Origin of the sequence: Dietzia sp. oral taxon 368 (assembly GCF_002999155.1) — a bacterium.
Taxonomy (GTDB): Bacteria; Actinomycetota; Actinomycetes; order Mycobacteriales; family Mycobacteriaceae; genus Dietzia; species Dietzia cinnamea.
This window is the reverse complement of the sequence record NZ_CP027238.1, coordinates 370656-388267: the sequence shown is the minus strand read 5'-3', so window position 1 is coordinate 388267 and position 17612 is coordinate 370656. Positions and strand designations below refer to the sequence as shown.

The following is a 17612-nucleotide window of genomic DNA, read 5'->3' as shown; positions in this document are numbered from 1 at the left end:
GTCCGGTGTGTCGGCGGGTCGGCTGCCCGGCCGCGTCCTTGCTGCTGGGGAACGTGTTCTAGACTTGCCCGATGTGCCCGTCGCGACCCACGGCAGTCGCGACGGCGGGGCCGATGACCGTAGAAGGAGGCGATCGATCGTGCGGATCGCGTTGCTCTCGTACAGGAGCAAACCCCACGGCGGCGGGCAGGGTGTATACGTACGCCACCTGAGCCGTGAGCTGGCGGCACTCGGCCACACCGTCGAGGTGTTCTCCGGTCAGCCGTACCCCGAGCTGGATCCCGGGCCCACGCTGACGAAGGTGCCGAGCCTGGACCTGTACAACGACGCGAACCCGTTCCGTACGCCGCGCCCCCGTGAGATCCGGGACCTCATCGACGTGCTCGAGGTGGTCACGATGTGGACCGCCGGGTTCCCGGAACCGCGGACGTTCAGCCTGCGGGCCGCGCGCACGCTGAAAGACCGGCTGGACGACTTCGACGTGGTGCACGACAACCAGTGCCTGGGCTCGGGCCTGCTGGACCTGGAGAAGGCCGGCTTCCCCGTGGTGGCGACCGTGCACCATCCCATCACGAGGGATCGCGCGCTGGCCATGAAAGAGGCCCCGCTGCGCAAGAAGATCACCACGTGGCGGTGGTTCGGCTTCCTCGGTATGCAGATCCGCGTCTCCCGCCGGCTGCAGGAGATCATCACGGTCTCCGGCAACTCGGCGGAGGACATCGCGGTGGACTTCGGGGTCGACCCGGACCGGATCGTCACGATCCCGCTGGGTGTGGACGCCGACCGTTTCCACGACGGGCGGCGTCGCGAACCCGGCCGCCTGGTGTGCGTGGCGAGCGCCGACCAGCCGCTCAAGGGTGTCCCCGTCCTGCTGCGCGCGCTGGCGAAGGTGCGCGAGGAACACCCGGACGTCCGCCTGACGTTGATCTCCAAGCTCAAGCCGAAGGGCGAGGCGTCGCGTCTGCTGGACAGGTTGAGGTTGCGCGATGCGGTGGACCTGGTGTCCGGGGTCGACGACGACGAGCTCGCCGAACTCGTGGGGTCCGCCGAGATCGCGGTGGTTCCGAGTATGTACGAGGGGTTCTCCCTCCCGGCGGTGGAGGCGATGTCCAGTGGCTGCGCTCTCGTGGCGACGCGGGCCGGCGCACTGCCGGAGGTGGTCGGGACGGACGATTCGGCGGCCCGCCTTGTCGAGCCCGGGGACGTCGACGCACTGGCCCGGGAGATCAGCGCGCTGCTGTCCGATCCCGTCGAGCGGGGCCGGCTGTCGGAGGGTGGCCGCGCGAGGGTGATGGAGCGCTACAGTTGGGCGGCCGTCGCCCGCCGGACCGTCGAGGTCTACGAGGCGGCGATCGCCCGGGTCCGCGGCGACGCGCTGCCGGACCTGTCGGCGGGGCCGGTCCTCGGGCCGGATCAGACCGAGATCGACGAGCACGTCACCGACGACGCGCCCGAGGTGCTCCCGGAATCCGGTGAGTACGACATCCGTGAGCAGGAGGACGCCGCATGCTGACCGCTGACTTCGACCGTCTGGGGGTCACCCCGGGCATGCGAGCCATCGACGTGGGGGCCGGGCTCGGCCGTCACACGTTCGAGCTCTACCGGCGTGGGGCCGACGTCACAGCGTTCGACCAGAATGCCGACGAGATGCAGCAGGTCGCGGACATGCTGGCGGCCATGGAGGCCGAGGGCGAGGGCCTGCCCACGTCGAAGGGCGAGGCCGTCACCGGGGACGCCCTGGCCATGCCGTACGGGGACGCGACGTTCGACCTGGTGCTCATCTCCGAGGTCCTCGAGCACGTGCCGGAGGACACGAAGGCCATCGCGGAGCTGGTCCGGATCCTCAAGCCGGGCGGGGTCGCCGCGGTGACCGTGCCGCGGGAGTGGCCGGAGAAGCTGTGCTGGAAGCTGTCGGACGCCTACCACTCCAACCCGGGCGGGCACTGCCGGATCTACACGGCCGAGGAACTCGGCTACAAGCTGCGCGCCGCGGGCCTCGAGGTGACGGGCACCGGATACGCCCACGCGCTGCACGCGCCGTACTGGTGGCTCAAGTGCGCGGTCGGCACGGAGAACGAGGATCATCCGCTGCCGAAGGCGTACCACAAGCTGCTCGTGTGGGACCTCATGAAGGGCCCGTGGGTCACACGCACCGCCGAGAAGCTGCTCAACCCGGTCATGGGCAAGTCGATCGTGTTCTACCTGCGCAAGCCCGTGGAGGCCTGATCGTCCGTGCAGTCACACAACAACGGCGTGTCCCGCCCGGGGCCGGTGACCGTGGTGGCCGGTGACCGGCCGGTGCCCAGCGTGCCGGGCGTCCTCGACGCCGACGCGGTCCGGGCCACCGGGCAGTGGATCGCCTCGGTCCAGAAGCCGAACGGTGAGATCCCGTGGTTCACCGGTGGGCACACCGACCCGTGGGACCACGTCGAGTCGGCGATGGGTCTGTCCGTCGCCGGCCAGTGGGAGGCCGCCGAGCGGGCCTACGGGTTCCTCCGCGACTCCCAGCGCCCGGACGGTTCGTGGCCGATCAAGTGGCAGGACGGCCGGATCGTGGACGGCGACGTCGACTCGAACTTCTGCGCCTACGTCGCGGTCGGGGTCTGGCACCACCACCTGGTCACCGGCACCCCGGGGTTCCTGGAGTCGATGTGGCCGACCGTGCGGCGTGCGCTCGACCTGGTGCTGACGTTCCAGGGCCCGGAGGGGCAGATGTGGTGGGGCGCCGGCCCCGAGGGCTTCTGCGAGGAGGCCCTGGTCACGGGGTCGTCGAGCGTCCACCACTCGCTGCGCTGCGGTGTCGCGATCGCCGAGGAGCTGGGGGAGACGGCGCCGGACTGGGACGCGGCCGCCGACCGGCTGGGCCACGCGCTGCGCGCGCACCCGGAGCTGTTCACGCCCAAGGACGAGTTCTCCATGGACTGGTACTACCCGGTCCTGGCCGGTGTCATGGTGGGGGAGCAGGCGCAGGCCCGGCTCGACTCCCGCTGGGACGACTTCGTGGTGGACGACCTCGGTATCCGCTGCGTCGACCACCGTCCGTGGGTCACGGGCGCGGAGACATGCGAGCTGGTGCTCGCGCTCGAGGCCGCGGGTCGGCACGAGCAGGCGCTGCAGCAGTTCACCAACATGCAGCACCTGAGGGATGACGACGGTTCGTACTGGACCGGCCTGGTCTTCGCGGACGGCAAACGGTGGCCCGTCGAGCTGAGCACATGGACCGCCGCGGTGGTGCTGCTGGCCGCTGACGCACTGTCGCGCACCACGCCGGGCAACGAGATCTTCCGGTACGTCTCGGACCACACCATGCAGCGCCTGCGGTCGCAGCCGGGTGACCCCGCGGACTGTGCGCCGGGCGAGGCCTGCCCGACCGCCGTCGTCGCGCGTTAGTCTGTCGCCACGCCGCCGCGGGACACCTGCCTCATCACGTGTCGGCGCGGGTGGCGACGCAGACCGGGGAGTGCGCATGGAATTCGGCCTGACGCTGTTCACGAGCGACCGGGGTATCAGGCCACACACCGCGGCGCTCGCCGTGGGTCGCGCTGGGCGCCGCCGCCGCGGTGACCTCGACCATCCGGCTGGGCACGGCCGTGTCCATCCCGGTGGAGAGCGATCCCATCACGCTGGCCAAGACCTTCGCCTCCGTCGACCACCTCTCCGACGGCCGGGCCGTCCTGGGCGTGGGCTACGGCTGGAGCCTCGACGAGATGGCGGCCACAACGTTCCGCCGAAGCGCCGTCGCACAATGCTGCGCGAGTACCTCGAGGCGATGCGCGAGCTCTGGACCCACGACAAGGCCGAGTACCACGGCGAGTTCGTCGACTTCGGGCCCAGCTGGGCCTGGCCCAAGCCCGCCCGGACGCCCGGCCCGCTCACTCTGGTGGGCGCGGCAGGGAACGAGAAGAACCTGAAGTGGATCTGCCGCAGCGCCGACGGCTGGATGACCACACCCATCTCCCGGGACATCTCCGGCAGCGTGCGCAGGTTGCGCGAGCTGTGGGCGGAGGCCGGCCGCGAGGGCGAGCCGTACATCGTCGTCCTCGGCGGCAAGCTCGGCCTCGGGGCACGGTCTGAGCCGCCGGTAGCGCCCCACCCGGGCCGGTTCCGCCGGTACCGTCGTGGTATGGACCACAGTGACCCGGTCGCTCCCGTCGTCGTCATCACCGGGGCCGGCGGGACGGGGATCACGCCGGTAGCCGCGGACGTCACCGACCCCGACTCCCTCTCCACTCTGGCCGACCGCGTGCGGGCCGACTTCGGTCGACTCGACCTCGTCGTCACCTTCGCGGGGATCCTGGGGATCGGCCCGCTCGCCGCCCTGCGCCGCGGACTGACCCGTCGCCTGCTGGACCATCTACCGGTACCGTTGGTCGACAAGGCGCTCGTCCTCGCGCTGGGCGGGACGATCAACGCCCGGAAGCTCGAGATGCGGCGACAGGAAGCCGGCGCCCGCGAACAGATGAGCGAGGTGGCCGAATGACCAACCTCGACCCCCGGCCCGAGGAGATCGAGTGCGAGGCCGGCGGCGCGCCCGACGGGCCACGCCCCGGTGGCGCCGCCGTGGAGATCATCACCTCCCGCGACGTCCCCCTGGGCGGGCCGCGCGCGATGACCGTCCGCCGCACGCTGCCGCAGCGGCAACGCTCCCTCATCGGTGCCTTCTGCTTTGTCGACCACTACGGACCCGACGACGTCTCCGTCAGCGGCGGCATGGACGTCCCCTCCCACCCGCACACCGGCCTGCAGACCGTCAGCTGGCTGTTCGAGGGGAACATCACCCACCACGACTCCGGCGACAACCACGCCGTCGTGCGCCCCGGGGAGGTCAACCTCATGACCGCCGGGTCCGGCATCTGCCACACCGAGGTGTCGACCCAGGACACCACCATGCTGCACGGAGTGCAGCTCTGGACCGTGCTCCCCGAGTCGCACCGCGAGGTGGGCGGCCGCAGGTTCGACCACTTCGTGCCCGACACGGTCCGCTTCGAGGGCTCGTCGATGCAGGTCTTCATGGGGTCACTGATGGGCTCGTCGTCGTCGGTCCCCACCTACACCCCCCTCCTCGCGGCGGAGATCCGGCTCGACCCCGGCGCCGAGCTGACGCTCGACGTGGACCCGGAGTTCGAGCACGGGCTGCTCGCGGACAGCGGCGACCTCACGCTCGAGGGGGTGCGCGTCGCGGTGACCGAACTCGCCTACACGGGCGTCGGCGAGACCACCCTGACCCTCCGCAACACCGGCGCCACCGCCGGGCGCGCGATCCTCATCGGCGGCACTCCGTTCGCCGAGGAGATCATCATGTGGTGGAACTTCATCGGGCGGACCCACGACGAGATCGCCCACTACCGTGACCTGTGGGAGGCCGGCTCCGACCGCTTCGGCCGCGTGGACGGCTACATCGGCCACGACCCGCAGGGCCTGACCCGGCTGCCCGCGCCCACGCTGCCCACCACCACGCTCAGACCGCGGGTCAATCCCGATCCGCGTGCACGGACCACCGAGTAGGGGAGAACACCGATGACCGAGTACACCGACAGCAGCGGCAGCACCGTGACCGTGGAGCGCTCCGACTCGCGCAGTGCGTTCGAGATCCGGGACGCCTCCGGCGAGGTCGCCGGCCACGCCGACTTCCGCGAGATCGGCGGCGAGCGCATCTTCCACCACACCGTGGTCGGCGAGGAGTTCGGAGGCCGGGGTCTCGGTACCGCGCTCGTGCGCGGCGCGGTGGAGGCGACCCGCGACGAGGGCGTGATGATCGTCCCCGTGTGTTCGATGGTGGAAGGGTTCCTCGGCAAGAACGCCGACGAGTTCGCGGGAGCGTACCGCGACGCCACCGACGAGGACCGCGCCCGGGTCGGAGCGGAGGACGGCTGATATGGGGGTCCCGCAGCTGGATCGGACCCAGCGCGAGGTCTACAAGCAGCTCGTCCGTACCGCCGTCGCGTCCCGGCAGGCGTCCCGCGAGGCCGGATTGGAGGAGGCACTGCTCGAACTGGTCAACGTGCGCGTGTCGCAGATCAACGGATGCGCGGCCTGCCTGGCCACCCACGTGCCGGCCGCCCGCGAGGCCGGGGTGTCACAGGAACGGCTGGACCTGCTGCCCGCGTGGCACGAACTCGACGCGTTCGGCGACCCCGAGCGGGCGGCGTTGCGCCTGGCCGAGACGTTGACACGCCTGGACGACGGCGACGAACGCGCTGCCGCGACGGCGGCCGCCACCGACCACTTCTCCGATGAGCAGCTCTCGGCGTTGGAGTGGACGATCGTGCTCATCAACGCCTTCAACCGGGTTTCGATCGCCAGTCACCACCAGCCGCGGATCGAGGACTGACCCGGCCGCCGCCGACCCCGGGCACGGCGACCGCCGCCGGCCCCGGACGGGTGGTCAGCGGGAGGCGACCGGCACCATCGACGCCCGGCCGGAGCGCACGATCTCCTTGCCGAACGGGAAACACGTCACGGGGATGAGCTTGAGGTTGGCCCACGCCAGCGGCAGTCCGATGATCGTCACCGCCTGGGCGAGTGCCGTGGCGACGTGGCCGATCGCCAGCCACAGCCCGGCCACCAGGAACCAGATGACGTTGCCGACCGTGCTCGCCCCGCCGGGCCGGCCCCGGTCGACGACCTCGCGACCGAACGGCCACAGGACATAGGCGGCGATCCGGAAGCTCGCGACCCCGAACGGGATCGTGACGACGAGGATGCACGCGAGGATCCCGGCGACCACATAGCCCAGGAACAACCACACGCCCGCGGTCACCAGCCAGATGACGTTGAGGACCACCGTCAGCACGGAACGCATGCCGCCACTGTAGGTCGGAAGCGGAAGTCGCGTCACAGGGTTACGGTGGGCGATGTGAGCGACAAGCCGGACGTCAGGACCCTCGGCGAGCTGCGCGCCGCCGGTTACACCAGCCGCACCCTCCGCGACGAGTTGCGCGGCAATCTGCTCGCGGCCCTGGCCGCCGGACGGGACCCGTGGCCCGGGATGCACGGGTTCGACACCACAGTGATCCCGCAGGTCGAGCGCGCCCTCATCGCCGGGCACGACATCGTACTGCTCGGTGAGCGCGGACAGGGCAAGACGCGCCTGCTGCGCACCCTCGTCGGGCTGCTCGACGAGTGGTCCCCCGTCGTCGCCGGCTCCGAACTGGGAGAGGACCCGCTCGCCCCCATCACCGACCCGACCCGCGAGCGGATCGCCCGCGAGGGTGACGCGCTGCCCGTCGAGTGGCGCCACCGCACCGAACGGTACGTGGAGAAGCTCTCCACCCCGGATACGTCGGTGTCCGACATGATCGGCGACGTCGACCCCATGCGCGTGGCGGAGGGGCGCCGCCTCGGTGACCCGGAGACCATCCACTACGGACTCGTACCCCGCGCCAATCGCGGGATCGTGGCGCTCAACGAGCTGCCCGACCTCGCCGAGCGCATCCAGGTGGCGTTGCTCAACGTCATGGAGGAGCGGGACGTCCAGATCCGCGGCTATGTGCTGCGGCTGCCCCTCGACGTACTGGTCGTGGCGTCGGCGAACCCGGAGGACTACACGAACCGCGGGCGGATCATCACTCCCCTCAAGGACAGGTTCGGCGCGGAGATCCGCACCCACTACCCGCTCGACCTGGCCGACGAGATCGAGGTCGTGCGGCAGGAGGCCGAGCTCACCGCCGAGGTGCCGGACGCCCTCATGGAGCTGCTCGCCCGCTTCACCCGAGAACTGCGCACCTCCGACTCGATCAACCAGGCCTCGGGCGTGTCGGCGCGTTTCGCCATCGCGGGCGCGGAGACCGTCGCCGCGGCGGCCCGCCGGCGGGCCGCCGTCCGCGGGGCCGACGACCCCGGCGAGGCGGTGGCCCGGCTCGTGGATCTCGACGCCGCCGTGGAGGTCCTGCGCGGCAAGATCGAGTTCGAACCCGGCGAGGAGGGGCGCGAATCCGAGATCCTGCGGTACCTGCTCCGCACCGCGACCGTGGACGTCGTGCGCGGGCTCTTCCGCGGCATCGACATGGCCCCGCTCGTCGAGGCGTTCGACGGCTCGGTGACCCTGACCACGGGGGCGAGCGTCACCGCGACCGAGTTCCTGGCCGCACTGCCCGAGCTGTCCGTACCGGGGCTGTACGACGAGATCGCCGACCGGGTCGGCGCCATTAACGCCGGCCAGCGGGCCGGTGCGATCGAGCTGGCGCTGGAGGGGCTGTACCTCTCGCGGCGCCTGTCTAAGGAGACCGGGGACGGCGCCGCCGTCTACGGCTGACACGTCCCGGTGGCCACGCGGCCGCCGGAGCAGGAGGTGCGCGATGTCGCGACCAGAACCCCGCGCCCGCTACGGACGCTACGTCGGCGGGCCGGACCCGCTCGCGCCCCCGCTCGACCTGTCCGAGGCACTCGACGCGGTGTCCGAGGGCGTCATGGCCGGCTACTCGCCCGAGCAGTCGATGCGCGAGTTCCTGCGCTCCGGCGGCCGCGACCACACCGGGCTCGACGAGCTCGCGGGGCGCGTCCACCGCCGCCGGCGTGAACTGCTGAAGCGCCACCGGCTGGGCGGCACCCTCGACGAGGTCTCGAAGCTGCTCGACGAGGCGCTGCTCGCCGAACGCGGGCAGCTCGCCCGCGACACCGAGATGGACCCCATGGACCGCACGCTGCGGGAGATGACCATCGAGAACCTCCCCGACAGTCCGGCGGCCGCGGTGGGGGAGCTCAAGGACTACGACTGGGCCTCGTCGGACGCCCGCGAGGCGTACAGGCGGATCCAGGACCTGCTGGGTGCCGAGGCGCTCGACGCGCGGTTCGCCGGAATGAAGCAGGCGCTGGAGAACACCACCGACGCCGACCGGGCGGCGGTGTCCGAGATGCTCTCCGGCCTCACCGACCTGCTGGGCAAGCACGCCCGCGGGGAGGACACCGACGAGGACTTCCGCGAGTTCATGGACAGGCACGGTGACGCCTTCCCCGAGCAGCCGCAGAACGTCGACGAGCTCATCGACACCCTCGCCAAGCGCTCGGCCGCAGCGCAGCGGATGATGCGCTCGATGACCCCGGAGCAGCGGGAGGAGCTCATGGCCCTGTCGCAGCAGGCGTTCGGCTCGCCCGAGCTCTCCGAGCAGCTCGGCAGACTCGACGGATTGCTGCAGACACTGCGACCCGGCGAGAACTGGGACGGCTCCGAGGACTTCGAGGGCTCCGAGGACCTAGGCGTGTCCGAGGGGACGGCCGCGATGGCCGAACTCGGAGACCTCGACCGCCTGGCCGAGCAGCTGTCCCGCGGTGACCGGTCGCCGCTGTCCGAACTGGACCTGGAGGCCGTCGAGCGCACCCTCGGTCGTGAGGCGGCGGTGTCCGTCCAGACCCTGGCCCGGCTCGAGCAGGCCATGCGGGACTCGGGCTATCTGAGCCGCCGGTCGGACGGCGACCTGCGACTGTCCCCGGCCGCGCTCCGTAAACTGGGCCGGTCGCTGCTGCGGGACGCCGCCCGCCGGCTGTCCGGCAGATCGGGCGCGCGGGAGACCCGTGCATCGGGCGCGGCCGGTGACCAGACGGGGTCGAGCCGGGGATGGGAGTTCGGCGACGTCGAGTCGTGGGACGTGCCGCGAACGATCGGAAACGCGATCTCCCGCATCGCCGCCGACGGCGGTGAACCCGCTGGCGGGGTCCGGCTCCTGCCCGAGGACATCGAGGTCCGCGAGACCGAGGCCCGGACGCAGGCCGCGGTCGCGCTGCTCGTGGACACCTCGTTCTCCATGGCGATGGAGGGCCGGTGGGTGCCGATGAAGCGCACCGCGCTCGCCCTGCATCACCTGGTGAGCACCCGCTTCCGGCAGGACCGGCTCCAGCTCATCTCGTTCGGGCGGTTCGCCCAGACCCGCACGATCGAGTCACTGTTGTCACTGGACGCCCAGTACGAGGCCGGGACGAACCTGCACCACGCGTTGCTCCTGGCGGGTCGTTTCTTCCGCGAGCACCCGACCATGCAGCCGGTCCTGCTCATCGTCACCGATGGCGAGCCCACCGCGCACCTGCTCAGCGGCGGCGAACCCTGGTTCGCCTACCCGCCGGACCCGGACACGATCCGCACGACCGTCGACGAGCTCGACAGGGTCGCCCGGTTCGGCGCGCAGACCACGTTCTTCCGCCTGGGCGCGGATCCCGGCCTCTCGCGGTTCCTGGATGCGCTGGCCCGGCGGGTCGAGGGCACGGTGGTGGCGCCGGAGGTCGACGACCTCGGGGCTGCCGTGGTGGGGCGGTTCCTGCACACACGCCACGGCCGGCCTGGCGCCGGTGACGCGTGGAGCGCGGGCGGCCGCTGGGCCGTGTGACCCCTCTCAGGGCATCGGTGCGCCGACCTCGCCGGAAACCCGGCGCAGGACACGCAGCGAATCCACGGCGGCCACCTCGGTGAACTGCCCTGACTCCAGGGCGCGGCAGTAGATCTCGTACGGCGGACGACCGCCGTCCTCGGGGTTCGGGAACACGTCGTGGATGAGCAGCGCTCCGCCGATCTTCACCCACCGGGCCCAGCCGGAGTAGTCGGCCTGCGCGGCCTCGGAGGAGTGGCCACCGTCGATGAAGACGAACGACGCGGGAGTGCCCCACACCCGCGCGACCTGCCGGGAGCTGCCCACCGCGGCGGTCACCACCTCGTCCAGACCCGCGTCCCACATGGTGTGGCGGAAGGCGACCAGGGTCTCCAGGCGCCCGGTGTGCGGGTCGACGAGCGAGGTGTCGTGGTATTCCCAGCCCGGCTGGTGCTCCTCGGACCCGCGGTGGTGGTCGACGGTGACGATGCTGCCGCCGGTCACGCGCGCGGCGGCGCCGAGGAACACCGTCGAGCGGCCGCAGTACGTGCCGATCTCCACGCCCACACCGTCGCCCAGGTACTCGCAGGCGATCTCGTAGAGAGTCGTGCCCTCCTCCAGTGGCATGAAGCCCGGGGCGGCGAGTGCGACGGCGAGCAGCGAGGGTTCGATCTCGGGTGCGGTCATGACAGTCAACCTAGCGCCCACCCCTCGGCCCTCCGTGCGGCGGGCGGCCTTGCGGGCGCGGCGCTCACGCCGTCGTCGTCGCGGTCAGCGCAGCGCCTCCTCGCGGAACTCGCCGGGGAAGTCCACCGACGGGCCGTTGTCTACCTCGGCCCTGCGCAGCTCGACGCGCCGGATCTTGCCCGAGATCGTCTTGGGCAGGTCCGTGAACTGCAGCCGGCGGATCCGCTTGTAGCCGGCCAGGTGGGTGCGCGAGTACTCGAAGATCTCCCGCGCGGTCTCCTCGGTCGCCTCCCAACCCCCGGCCAGGACGACGAACGCCTTGGGCACGCTCAACCGCACCGGATCGGGGGAGGGCACCACGGCCGCCTCGGCCACGGCCGGGTGCTCGAGCAGGACCGACTCGAGCTCGAAGGGTGAGATCCGGTAGTCCGAGGACTTGAAGACGTCGTCGGTGCGACCCACGTAGGTGATGTAGCCGTCGGCGTCCCGGGAGCCCACGTCGCCCGTGTGGTAGAACCCGTCGGCGTACGCGGCAGCGGTCCGCTCCGGGTCGCCGTGGTAGCCGACCATCAGACCGAGCGGCCGCGGGTCGAGGCGCAGGCAGATCTCGCCCTCGGCCCCGTCATCGGTGACCTCCTGCCCCGTGGCCGGGTCCACCAGCGCCACCTCGAAGCCCGGGCACGGCCGGCCCATGGAGCCGTCCTTGATGGGCTGGCCGGGGGTGTTGGCGATCTGCACGGTGGTCTCGGTCTGGCCGAAGCCGTCACGAATGGTCACGCCCCACGCGTCGCGGACGCGGCCGATCACCTCGGGGTTAAGCGGCTCACCGGCGCCCACCGCCAGACGCGGCGGGACCTGCAGCTGCGTGAGGTCGGCCTGGATGAGCATGCGCCACACGGTCGGCGGGCAGCACAGGCTGGCCACTCCGCAGCGGTCCATCTCGCGCATCATCGCCGTCGCGTCGAAGCGGGAGTAGTTGTAGATGAACACGCACGAACCGGCGATCCACGGCGTGAAAACGTTGGACCACGCGTGCTTGGCCCAGCCGGGCGAGGACACGTTGAGGTGCACGTCGCCGGGCTGCAGGCCGATCCAGTACATGGTCGACAGGTGACCGGCGGGGTACGAGGCGTGCGTGTGCTCGACGAGCTTGGGCTTGCTGGTGGTGCCGGAGGTGAAGTACAGCAGCAGGGTGTCGTCGGCGTGCGTGGTGTGGCTGGGCTCGAAGTCGGGGGAGGCGTCCATCGCACCGGCCAGATCGATCCAGCCCTCGGGCGCCCCGCCGACGGCGTCACCCACATCGGCCCCGCCGACGGCGCCACCCACGTCGGCCCCGCCGACGGAGATGCGCTGGAAGTCACCGGAGATGCCGGCGAAGCGGTCGGCCAGCTCGGCGCGGGCGATCACGTGCTTGATGCCACCGCGGGCGATCCGGTCGCGCAGGTCACCCTCGGCCAGCAGGGTGGTCGCGGGGATGACGACGGCGCCGAGCTTGATCACGGCGAGCATGACGTCCCACAGCTCCACCTGGTTGGCCAGCATGAGCAGGATGCGGTCGCCGGGCTCCACCCCGTGGTCGCGGAGCCAGTTGGCGGTGCGGTCGGAACGGATGCGCATCTCGTCGAACGAGTACTTGGCCTCGGTGGGTGCACCGCCACCGTCGTGCTCCTCGACGATCCACAGCGCGGGATCGTCGTTGCCCTCGGCCTGGACGTCGAACCAGTTCAGCGCCCAGTTCCACTCGTCCAGCTCGGGCCAGGCGAAACCGTCCCGGGCCCCCTCGTAGTCCTGCGCGTGGGCCTGGAGGAAGTCGCGGGCGGCGCGGAACCGGACGGTGGCCTCGGTGGGCAGCGGGGACATGGGTACTCCTGTCGACGGACGTGCCAGTTGTGTAGTGAGTCAGCTCACAGTAGGTCCGTCGTCCGCGGTGGCGGTACACCCGAAAGGGGATGGTGCGAGGCCCGTCGCCGCCTCGATATGGATTACTAGGAGTTGCAAGTATAGGGTGATGGGCATCACGGGAGAGGGGCGCGCGGTCACCAGGCCGCGGCGAGCCCGCTGACGAAGGGACGGACATGTCGGATCTCAGGCAGGTCGAGCACTACATCAACGGCGCGCGCGTCGCGGCCACGGGCGGCCGCACCCAGGACGTGCTCAACCCGAGCACGGGGAAGGCGCAGGCGGTCGTGCCGCTGGCCACGACGGCCGAGGTCGACGACGTCATCGCCAAGGCCGCCGCCGCGCAGAAGGCGTGGGCCGCGCAGAACCCGCAGAAGCGCGCCCGCGTGCTCATGCGGTTCGTCGACCTGGTCAACCAGAACATGCAGGAGCTCGCGGAGCTCCTGGCGATCGAGCACGGCAAGACGACCCCGGACGCGAAGGGCGACATCCAGCGCGGCCTCGAGGTCATCGAGTTCGCGATCGGCATTCCGCACCTGCTCAAGGGCGAGTACACCGAGAACGCCGGCACCGGCGTGGACGTCTACTCGATGCGCCAGCCGCTCGGCGTGGTCGCCGGCATCACGCCGTTCAACTTCCCGGCCATGATCCCGCTGTGGAAGGCCGGCCCGGCCATCGCGTGCGGCAACGCGTTCGTCCTCAAGCCCTCCGAGCGCGACCCGTCGGTGCCGGTCCGCCTGGCGGAGCTGTTCACCGAGGCCGGTCTGCCGGACGGCATCTTCCAGGTGGTGCACGGCGACAAGGAGGCCGTGGACGCCATCCTGAACAACGACACGATCCAGGCGGTGGGCTTCGTCGGCTCGACCCCGATCGCGCAGTACATCTACGAGAACGCGGCCCGCACGGGCAAGCGCGCGCAGTGCTTCGGTGGCGCCAAGAACCACGCGATCATCATGCCGGACGCGGACATGGACCAGGTCGCGGACGCCCTCGTCGGGGCCGGTTTCGGCTCGGCGGGCGAGCGCTGCATGGCCGTCTCGGTGGCCGTGCCGGTCGGCGAGGGCACCGCCGAGAAGCTGATCGAGAAGCTCCTGCCCAAGGTCAAGGAGCTGAAGGTCGGCCACAGCCACGACCCGCGGTCCGACTACGGCCCGCTGGTGACCCCGGAGTCCAAGGAGCGAGTGCTCGACTACATCTCGCAGGGTGCGGACGCGGGCGCGGAGGTGCTCGTCGACGGCCGCGGTGTGGGCGCGTACACGGACTCCTTCAACGGCGAGGACATCTCGGGCGGCTACTTCGTCGGGCCGACCCTGCTGGACAAGGTCACGACCGACATGAGCGTGTACACCGACGAGATCTTCGGCCCGGTGCTCTCCATCGTCCACGCCAAGGACTTCGAGGAGGCCCTCGCGCTTCCCAGCGACCACGAGTACGGCAACGGCGTGGCCATCTTCACCCGTGACGGTGACGCGGCTCGCGAGTTCGTCTCCCGCGTCGAGGTGGGCATGGTCGGCGTGAACGTCCCGATCCCGGTGCCGATCGCGTACCACACCTTCGGCGGCTGGAAGAAGTCCGGCTTCGGCGACCTCAACCAGCACGGCCCGGAGTCGATCAAGTTCTACTCCAAGGTCAAGACGGTCACGCAGCGGTGGCCCTCGGGGATCAAGGACGGCGCCGAGTTCGTCATCCCCACGATGGACTGACGCCTACCGGGCGTAGGAGAGGAACTTCGATGTTCACGCTTGATGACGACGACAAGGTCATCGTCGACGCCGCACGCGACTTCTCGGACAAGCGGGTCGGGCCCATGGCGCAGGAGTGGGACGAGACCCACCACTTCCCCAAGGACGTCCTGCGCGAGGCCGCCGGGATGGGCATGGGCGCGATCTATGTCTCGGAGGACGTCGGGGGCAGCGGGATGCGTCGCCTGGACGGTGTCCGCATCTTCGAGCAGCTCGCGCGGGGGTGTCCGTCGGTGGCGGCGTATCTGTCGATCCACAACATGTGCGTGTGGATGGTCGACGAGTTCGGCACGGACGAGCAGCGGCGGGAGTGGATCCCGCGGCTGGCCTCGATGGAGCTGTTCGCGAGCTACTGCCTGACCGAGCCGGGCGCCGGTTCGGACGCGGCGGCGCTGCGGACGAAGGCGGTGCGGGACGGCGACCACTACGTGCTCACCGGGACCAAGCAGTTCATCTCCGGTGGCGGGCAGTCGGACGTCTACCTCGTCATGGCGCGGACCGGGGACGCCGGCCCCAAGGGCATCTCGGCGTTCCTGATCCCCGCGGACTCCGAGGGGCTGAGCTTCGGCGCGGACGAGCGGAAGATGGGCTGGAACGCGCAGCCCACCGCGCAGGTGATCATGGAGGGCGTGCGCGTGCCGACCGCCAACCTCATCGGCGGTGCGGATTCCGGCGGGGAGGGGCTGGGCTTCACCATCGCCATGCGCGGTCTCAACGGCGGCCGCATCAACATCGCGGCCTGTTCGCTGGGCGGCGCGCAGGAGGCCTATGCGCGGGCGGTGGCCCACGTGCGGGACCGCGAGGCGTTCGGTGGGGCGCTCATCGACGAGCCGACCATCCGTTTCACCCTCGCGGAGCTGGCCACCGAGCTGGAGGCCAGCCGGCTGATGTTGTGGCGTGCGGCGGCGGCGCTGGACGCCAAGGAGCCCGACCACGTCGAACTATGCGCCATGGCCAAGCTGTTCGTCACCGACCGCTGCTTCGACATCGCGGACCGGTCGCTGCAGCTGTTCGGCGGTTACGGATATCTATCCGAGTACGGAATCGAGAAGATCGTGCGGGATCTGCGGGTCCACCGCATCCTTGAGGGCACGAACGAGATCATGCGGGTCGTCGTCGGCCGGGCCGTCGCCGCTCGCGGACTGGGAGCGTAGTAGATGAGCAACGTGGACACGAGCAAGCCGACCGTGGCGTTCCTCGGGCTGGGCAACATGGGCGGGCCGATGGCCGCCAATCTGGTCGGGGCCGGTCACGAGGTCCGCGGTTTCGACCCGGTCGAGGCCGCGCAGCAGGCCGCGCGTGAGGCCGGGGTGACGGTGTGCGAGTCCCCGGCCGAGGCGGTGCGGGGTGCCGCCGCGGTCATCACGATGCTGCCCAACGGCGCGCTGGTGACCTCGACCTACGCCGACGTGCTCGGTTCCGCCGAGGCGGGGACGCTGTTCATCGACTCGTCCACCATCTCGGTCGACGACGCCCGCGCGGTCCACGAGCAGGCGGTGGCCGCCGGCATGCTCCAGGTCGACGCTCCCGTCTCGGGCGGGGTCAAGGGCGCCACCGCCGGCACCCTGGCGTTCATGGTCGGTGGTGAGGACGAGGCGTTCGCAGCCGCGCAGCCGCTGCTCGAGCCGATGGCGGGCAAGGTCATCCACTGCGGCGGCGCCGGTGCGGGGCAGGCCGCGAAGGTGTGCAACAACATGGTCCTCGCCGTGCACCAGATCGCGATCGGTGAGGCGTTCGTCCTGGCCGAGCGGCTGGGTCTCGAGCACCAGGCGTTGTTCGACGTCGTCACCGGCGCCACCGGCAACAGCTGGGCGTTGCACACCAACTGCCCGGTACCCGGCCCCGTCCCGACGTCGCCGGCGAACAACGAGTTCAAGCCCGGCTTCGCCACGGCACTGATGAACAAGGACCTCGGCCTGGCGCTGTCCGCGCTCGAGAGCACCGGCACGGTGGCGCCCCTCGGTGCTGCGGCCGCGGCGCTGTACGACGAGTTCGCGCAGGATCACGGTGACAAGGACTTCAGCGCCATCATCACCAGCATCCGCGACTCCGCGCGGAGCTGATCGACGTCAGTACGAGGAGCGTTGCCATGACCACCCTCCGACCGAGCGATTCGGACGCCGTCCTGGGCGCACTGCGCCGGGCCCGGCAGGACTCCGGGCTCCCGATCGTGTTCGCCGGGGAGGGGAACGGCGAGACCGCCCAACTCAGTCGGTTCATCGGCGCCCGGACCTCCTCCATGCAGGGCCTGCAGGTGGCCAAGGGGCGCGGGCTCGGCGGTCACGTCATGGCGTCGGGGCGACCCGCGACGGTGCGCGACTACGAGGACTGCTCCGGAATCACCCGGCACTACGCCGAGGCGGTGGGGCAGGAGGGGCTGCGCGCCATCATCTCGGTGCCGGTGATGGTCTCCGGCGTCGCGCGCACGATCCTCTACGGGTCGACGCGGGTGGCCGCGCAGCTCGGTGACCACGTGACCCGGACCTTCAACTCGGTCGCCGCCGAGCTCGCCTCGGAGTTCCGGGTCCGCGACGAGGTCGACCGCCGCCTGCGCATGGCGGACGTCGCGGCCGCCGAGCACTCGGTCGGCCTGGAGGCCTCGGATCGCGAGCAGCTGAGGGTGTTGCACGGCGAGCTGCGGGCGATCGCCGCAGAGCTGGGGGACCCGGCCCTTCGCGACCGGTTGCTGGCGGCCGGGTCGGCCCTCGCCGGCGTCGGGCGCGCTCCCGACGCCGGCGACGTGCCGGTGCCCGCGAACTCGGTGCTCTCGCCCCGCGAGATCGACGTCCTCGCCCAGGTGGCGCTCGGATTGTCCAACGCCGAGGTGGGCGCGCGGTTGTCGCTCTCCCCGGAGACGATCAAGGCATACCTGCGCAACATCGGCACCAAGCTCGGGACGCGGTCGCGGATGGAGTCGGTGGCCCGGGCACGGCTGCTCGGCCTCCTGCCCTGACCCCCTCCCGCCTCGCGGCCGGGTCACGGCGGCGGC

General features: G+C 71.0%; 15 protein-coding genes and 1 pseudogene. 13 read left to right on the top strand and 3 right to left on the bottom strand.

The annotated features are described in order from the left end of the window. Positions 1 to 139 precede the first annotated feature (139 nt). The 7 genes and pseudogenes from C3V38_RS01890 (at position 140) to C3V38_RS01860 (ending at position 6331) form a co-directional block, all read left to right on the top strand. Positions 140 to 1513, top strand: a complete 1374-nt coding sequence (locus C3V38_RS01890) for a glycosyltransferase family 4 protein (RefSeq protein ID WP_061228414.1) — start codon at positions 140 to 142, stop codon at positions 1511 to 1513. Then, positions 1507 to 2226: a class I SAM-dependent methyltransferase gene (locus C3V38_RS01885; protein ID WP_061228413.1), complete on the top strand. Its 720-nt coding sequence runs from the start codon at positions 1507 to 1509 to the stop codon at positions 2224 to 2226. The genes C3V38_RS01890 and C3V38_RS01885 overlap by 7 nt, the downstream gene beginning before the upstream one ends. A gap of 45 nt (positions 2227 to 2271) precedes the next feature. Then, positions 2272 to 3390, top strand: a complete 1119-nt coding sequence (locus C3V38_RS01880; RefSeq protein ID WP_232302955.1) for a prenyltransferase — start codon at positions 2272 to 2274, stop codon at positions 3388 to 3390. A 76-nt stretch (positions 3391 to 3466) separates the two neighbouring features. After that, positions 3467 to 4051: pseudogene (locus tag C3V38_RS01875) on the top strand (TIGR03619 family F420-dependent LLM class oxidoreductase); the annotation flags it as partial. A 425-nt stretch (positions 4052 to 4476) separates the two neighbouring features. Next, positions 4477 to 5505 (top strand): pirin family protein, encoded by a 1029-nt coding sequence (locus tag C3V38_RS01870; protein ID WP_061228411.1) that lies wholly within the window; start codon positions 4477 to 4479, stop codon positions 5503 to 5505. Between the two features lie 12 nt (positions 5506 to 5517). Next, positions 5518 to 5874, top strand: a complete 357-nt coding sequence (locus C3V38_RS01865) for a GNAT family N-acetyltransferase (RefSeq protein WP_061228410.1) — start codon at positions 5518 to 5520, stop codon at positions 5872 to 5874. A 1-nt stretch (position 5875) separates the two neighbouring features. Next, positions 5876 to 6331, top strand: a complete 456-nt coding sequence (locus C3V38_RS01860; RefSeq protein ID WP_061228409.1) for a carboxymuconolactone decarboxylase family protein — start codon at positions 5876 to 5878, stop codon at positions 6329 to 6331. A 54-nt stretch (positions 6332 to 6385) separates the two neighbouring features. Here the strand turns inward: C3V38_RS01860 and C3V38_RS01855 are convergent, their stop codons facing one another. Then, complete coding sequence (locus tag C3V38_RS01855) at positions 6386 to 6802, bottom strand: YccF domain-containing protein (RefSeq protein WP_061228408.1); 417 nt, start codon at positions 6800 to 6802, stop codon at positions 6386 to 6388. Positions 6803 to 6847: 45 nt separating this feature from the next. On the opposite strand from C3V38_RS01855, the gene C3V38_RS01850 reads away from it, so the two are divergent. Next, positions 6848 to 8254, top strand: a complete 1407-nt coding sequence (locus C3V38_RS01850) for a sigma 54-interacting transcriptional regulator (protein ID WP_217354157.1) — start codon at positions 6848 to 6850, stop codon at positions 8252 to 8254. Between the two features lie 43 nt (positions 8255 to 8297). Then, the gene (locus C3V38_RS01845; protein WP_106384973.1) at positions 8298 to 10316 is read left to right on the top strand and encodes a VWA domain-containing protein; all 2019 of its coding nucleotides are present in this window, start codon (positions 8298 to 8300) and stop codon (positions 10314 to 10316) included. 6 nt (positions 10317 to 10322) lie between these two features. On the opposite strand, the gene C3V38_RS01840 is transcribed toward C3V38_RS01845, so the two are convergent. Both C3V38_RS01840 and C3V38_RS01835 read right to left on the bottom strand, forming a co-directional pair. After that, positions 10323 to 10982 carry a class I SAM-dependent methyltransferase gene (locus C3V38_RS01840; protein ID WP_061913610.1) on the bottom strand — a complete coding sequence of 220 codons (660 nt, stop codon included), beginning with the start codon at positions 10980 to 10982 and terminating at the stop codon, positions 10323 to 10325. Positions 10983 to 11066: 84 nt separating this feature from the next. Continuing rightward, positions 11067 to 12842, bottom strand: coding sequence for an AMP-binding protein (locus C3V38_RS01835; RefSeq protein WP_106384972.1), 1776 nt, complete (start codon positions 12840 to 12842; stop codon positions 11067 to 11069). Positions 12843 to 13057: 215 nt separating this feature from the next. Between C3V38_RS01835 and C3V38_RS01830 the strand changes: the two genes are divergently transcribed. The 4 genes from C3V38_RS01830 to C3V38_RS01815 are packed head-to-tail and all read left to right on the top strand — an operon-like array spanning position 13058 to position 17576. Then, on the top strand, positions 13058 to 14584 hold the full coding sequence (locus C3V38_RS01830; RefSeq protein WP_106384971.1) for a CoA-acylating methylmalonate-semialdehyde dehydrogenase: 1527 nt from the start codon (positions 13058 to 13060) through the stop codon (positions 14582 to 14584). Positions 14585 to 14613: 29 nt separating this feature from the next. Beyond that, the gene (locus tag C3V38_RS01825; protein ID WP_106384970.1) at positions 14614 to 15777 is read left to right on the top strand and encodes an acyl-CoA dehydrogenase family protein; all 1164 of its coding nucleotides are present in this window, start codon (positions 14614 to 14616) and stop codon (positions 15775 to 15777) included. A 3-nt stretch (positions 15778 to 15780) separates the two neighbouring features. After that, positions 15781 to 16686, top strand: coding sequence for a 3-hydroxyisobutyrate dehydrogenase (mmsB, locus tag C3V38_RS01820; RefSeq protein WP_061228402.1), 906 nt, complete (start codon positions 15781 to 15783; stop codon positions 16684 to 16686). A 26-nt stretch (positions 16687 to 16712) separates the two neighbouring features. Next, positions 16713 to 17576 carry a LuxR C-terminal-related transcriptional regulator gene (locus tag C3V38_RS01815; protein ID WP_106384969.1) on the top strand — a complete coding sequence of 288 codons (864 nt, stop codon included), beginning with the start codon at positions 16713 to 16715 and terminating at the stop codon, positions 17574 to 17576. Positions 17577 to 17612: the final 36 nt, after the last annotated feature.

Bases quoted from the DNA above. Each gene is read 5' to 3' on its own strand.
- C3V38_RS01885 (WP_061228413.1), top strand. From the start codon at position 1,507: ATGCTGACCGCTGACTTCGACCGTCTGGGGGTCACCCCGGGCATGCGA.
- C3V38_RS01870 (WP_061228411.1), top strand. From the start codon at position 4,477: ATGACCAACCTCGACCCCCGGCCCGAGGAGATCGAGTGCGAGGCCGGC.
- C3V38_RS01865 (WP_061228410.1), top strand. From the start codon at position 5,518: ATGACCGAGTACACCGACAGCAGCGGCAGCACCGTGACCGTGGAGCGC.
- C3V38_RS01860 (WP_061228409.1), top strand. From the start codon at position 5,876: ATGGGGGTCCCGCAGCTGGATCGGACCCAGCGCGAGGTCTACAAGCAG.
- C3V38_RS01855 (WP_061228408.1), bottom strand. From the start codon at position 6,802: ATGCGTTCCGTGCTGACGGTGGTCCTCAACGTCATCTGGCTGGTGACC.
- C3V38_RS01845 (WP_106384973.1), top strand. From the start codon at position 8,298: ATGTCGCGACCAGAACCCCGCGCCCGCTACGGACGCTACGTCGGCGGG.
- C3V38_RS01840 (WP_061913610.1), bottom strand. From the start codon at position 10,982: ATGACCGCACCCGAGATCGAACCCTCGCTGCTCGCCGTCGCACTCGCC.
- C3V38_RS01835 (WP_106384972.1), bottom strand. From the start codon at position 12,842: ATGTCCCCGCTGCCCACCGAGGCCACCGTCCGGTTCCGCGCCGCCCGC.
- C3V38_RS01830 (WP_106384971.1), top strand. From the start codon at position 13,058: ATGTCGGATCTCAGGCAGGTCGAGCACTACATCAACGGCGCGCGCGTC.
- C3V38_RS01825 (WP_106384970.1), top strand. From the start codon at position 14,614: ATGTTCACGCTTGATGACGACGACAAGGTCATCGTCGACGCCGCACGC.
- mmsB (WP_061228402.1), top strand. From the start codon at position 15,781: ATGAGCAACGTGGACACGAGCAAGCCGACCGTGGCGTTCCTCGGGCTG.
- C3V38_RS01815 (WP_106384969.1), top strand. From the start codon at position 16,713: ATGACCACCCTCCGACCGAGCGATTCGGACGCCGTCCTGGGCGCACTG.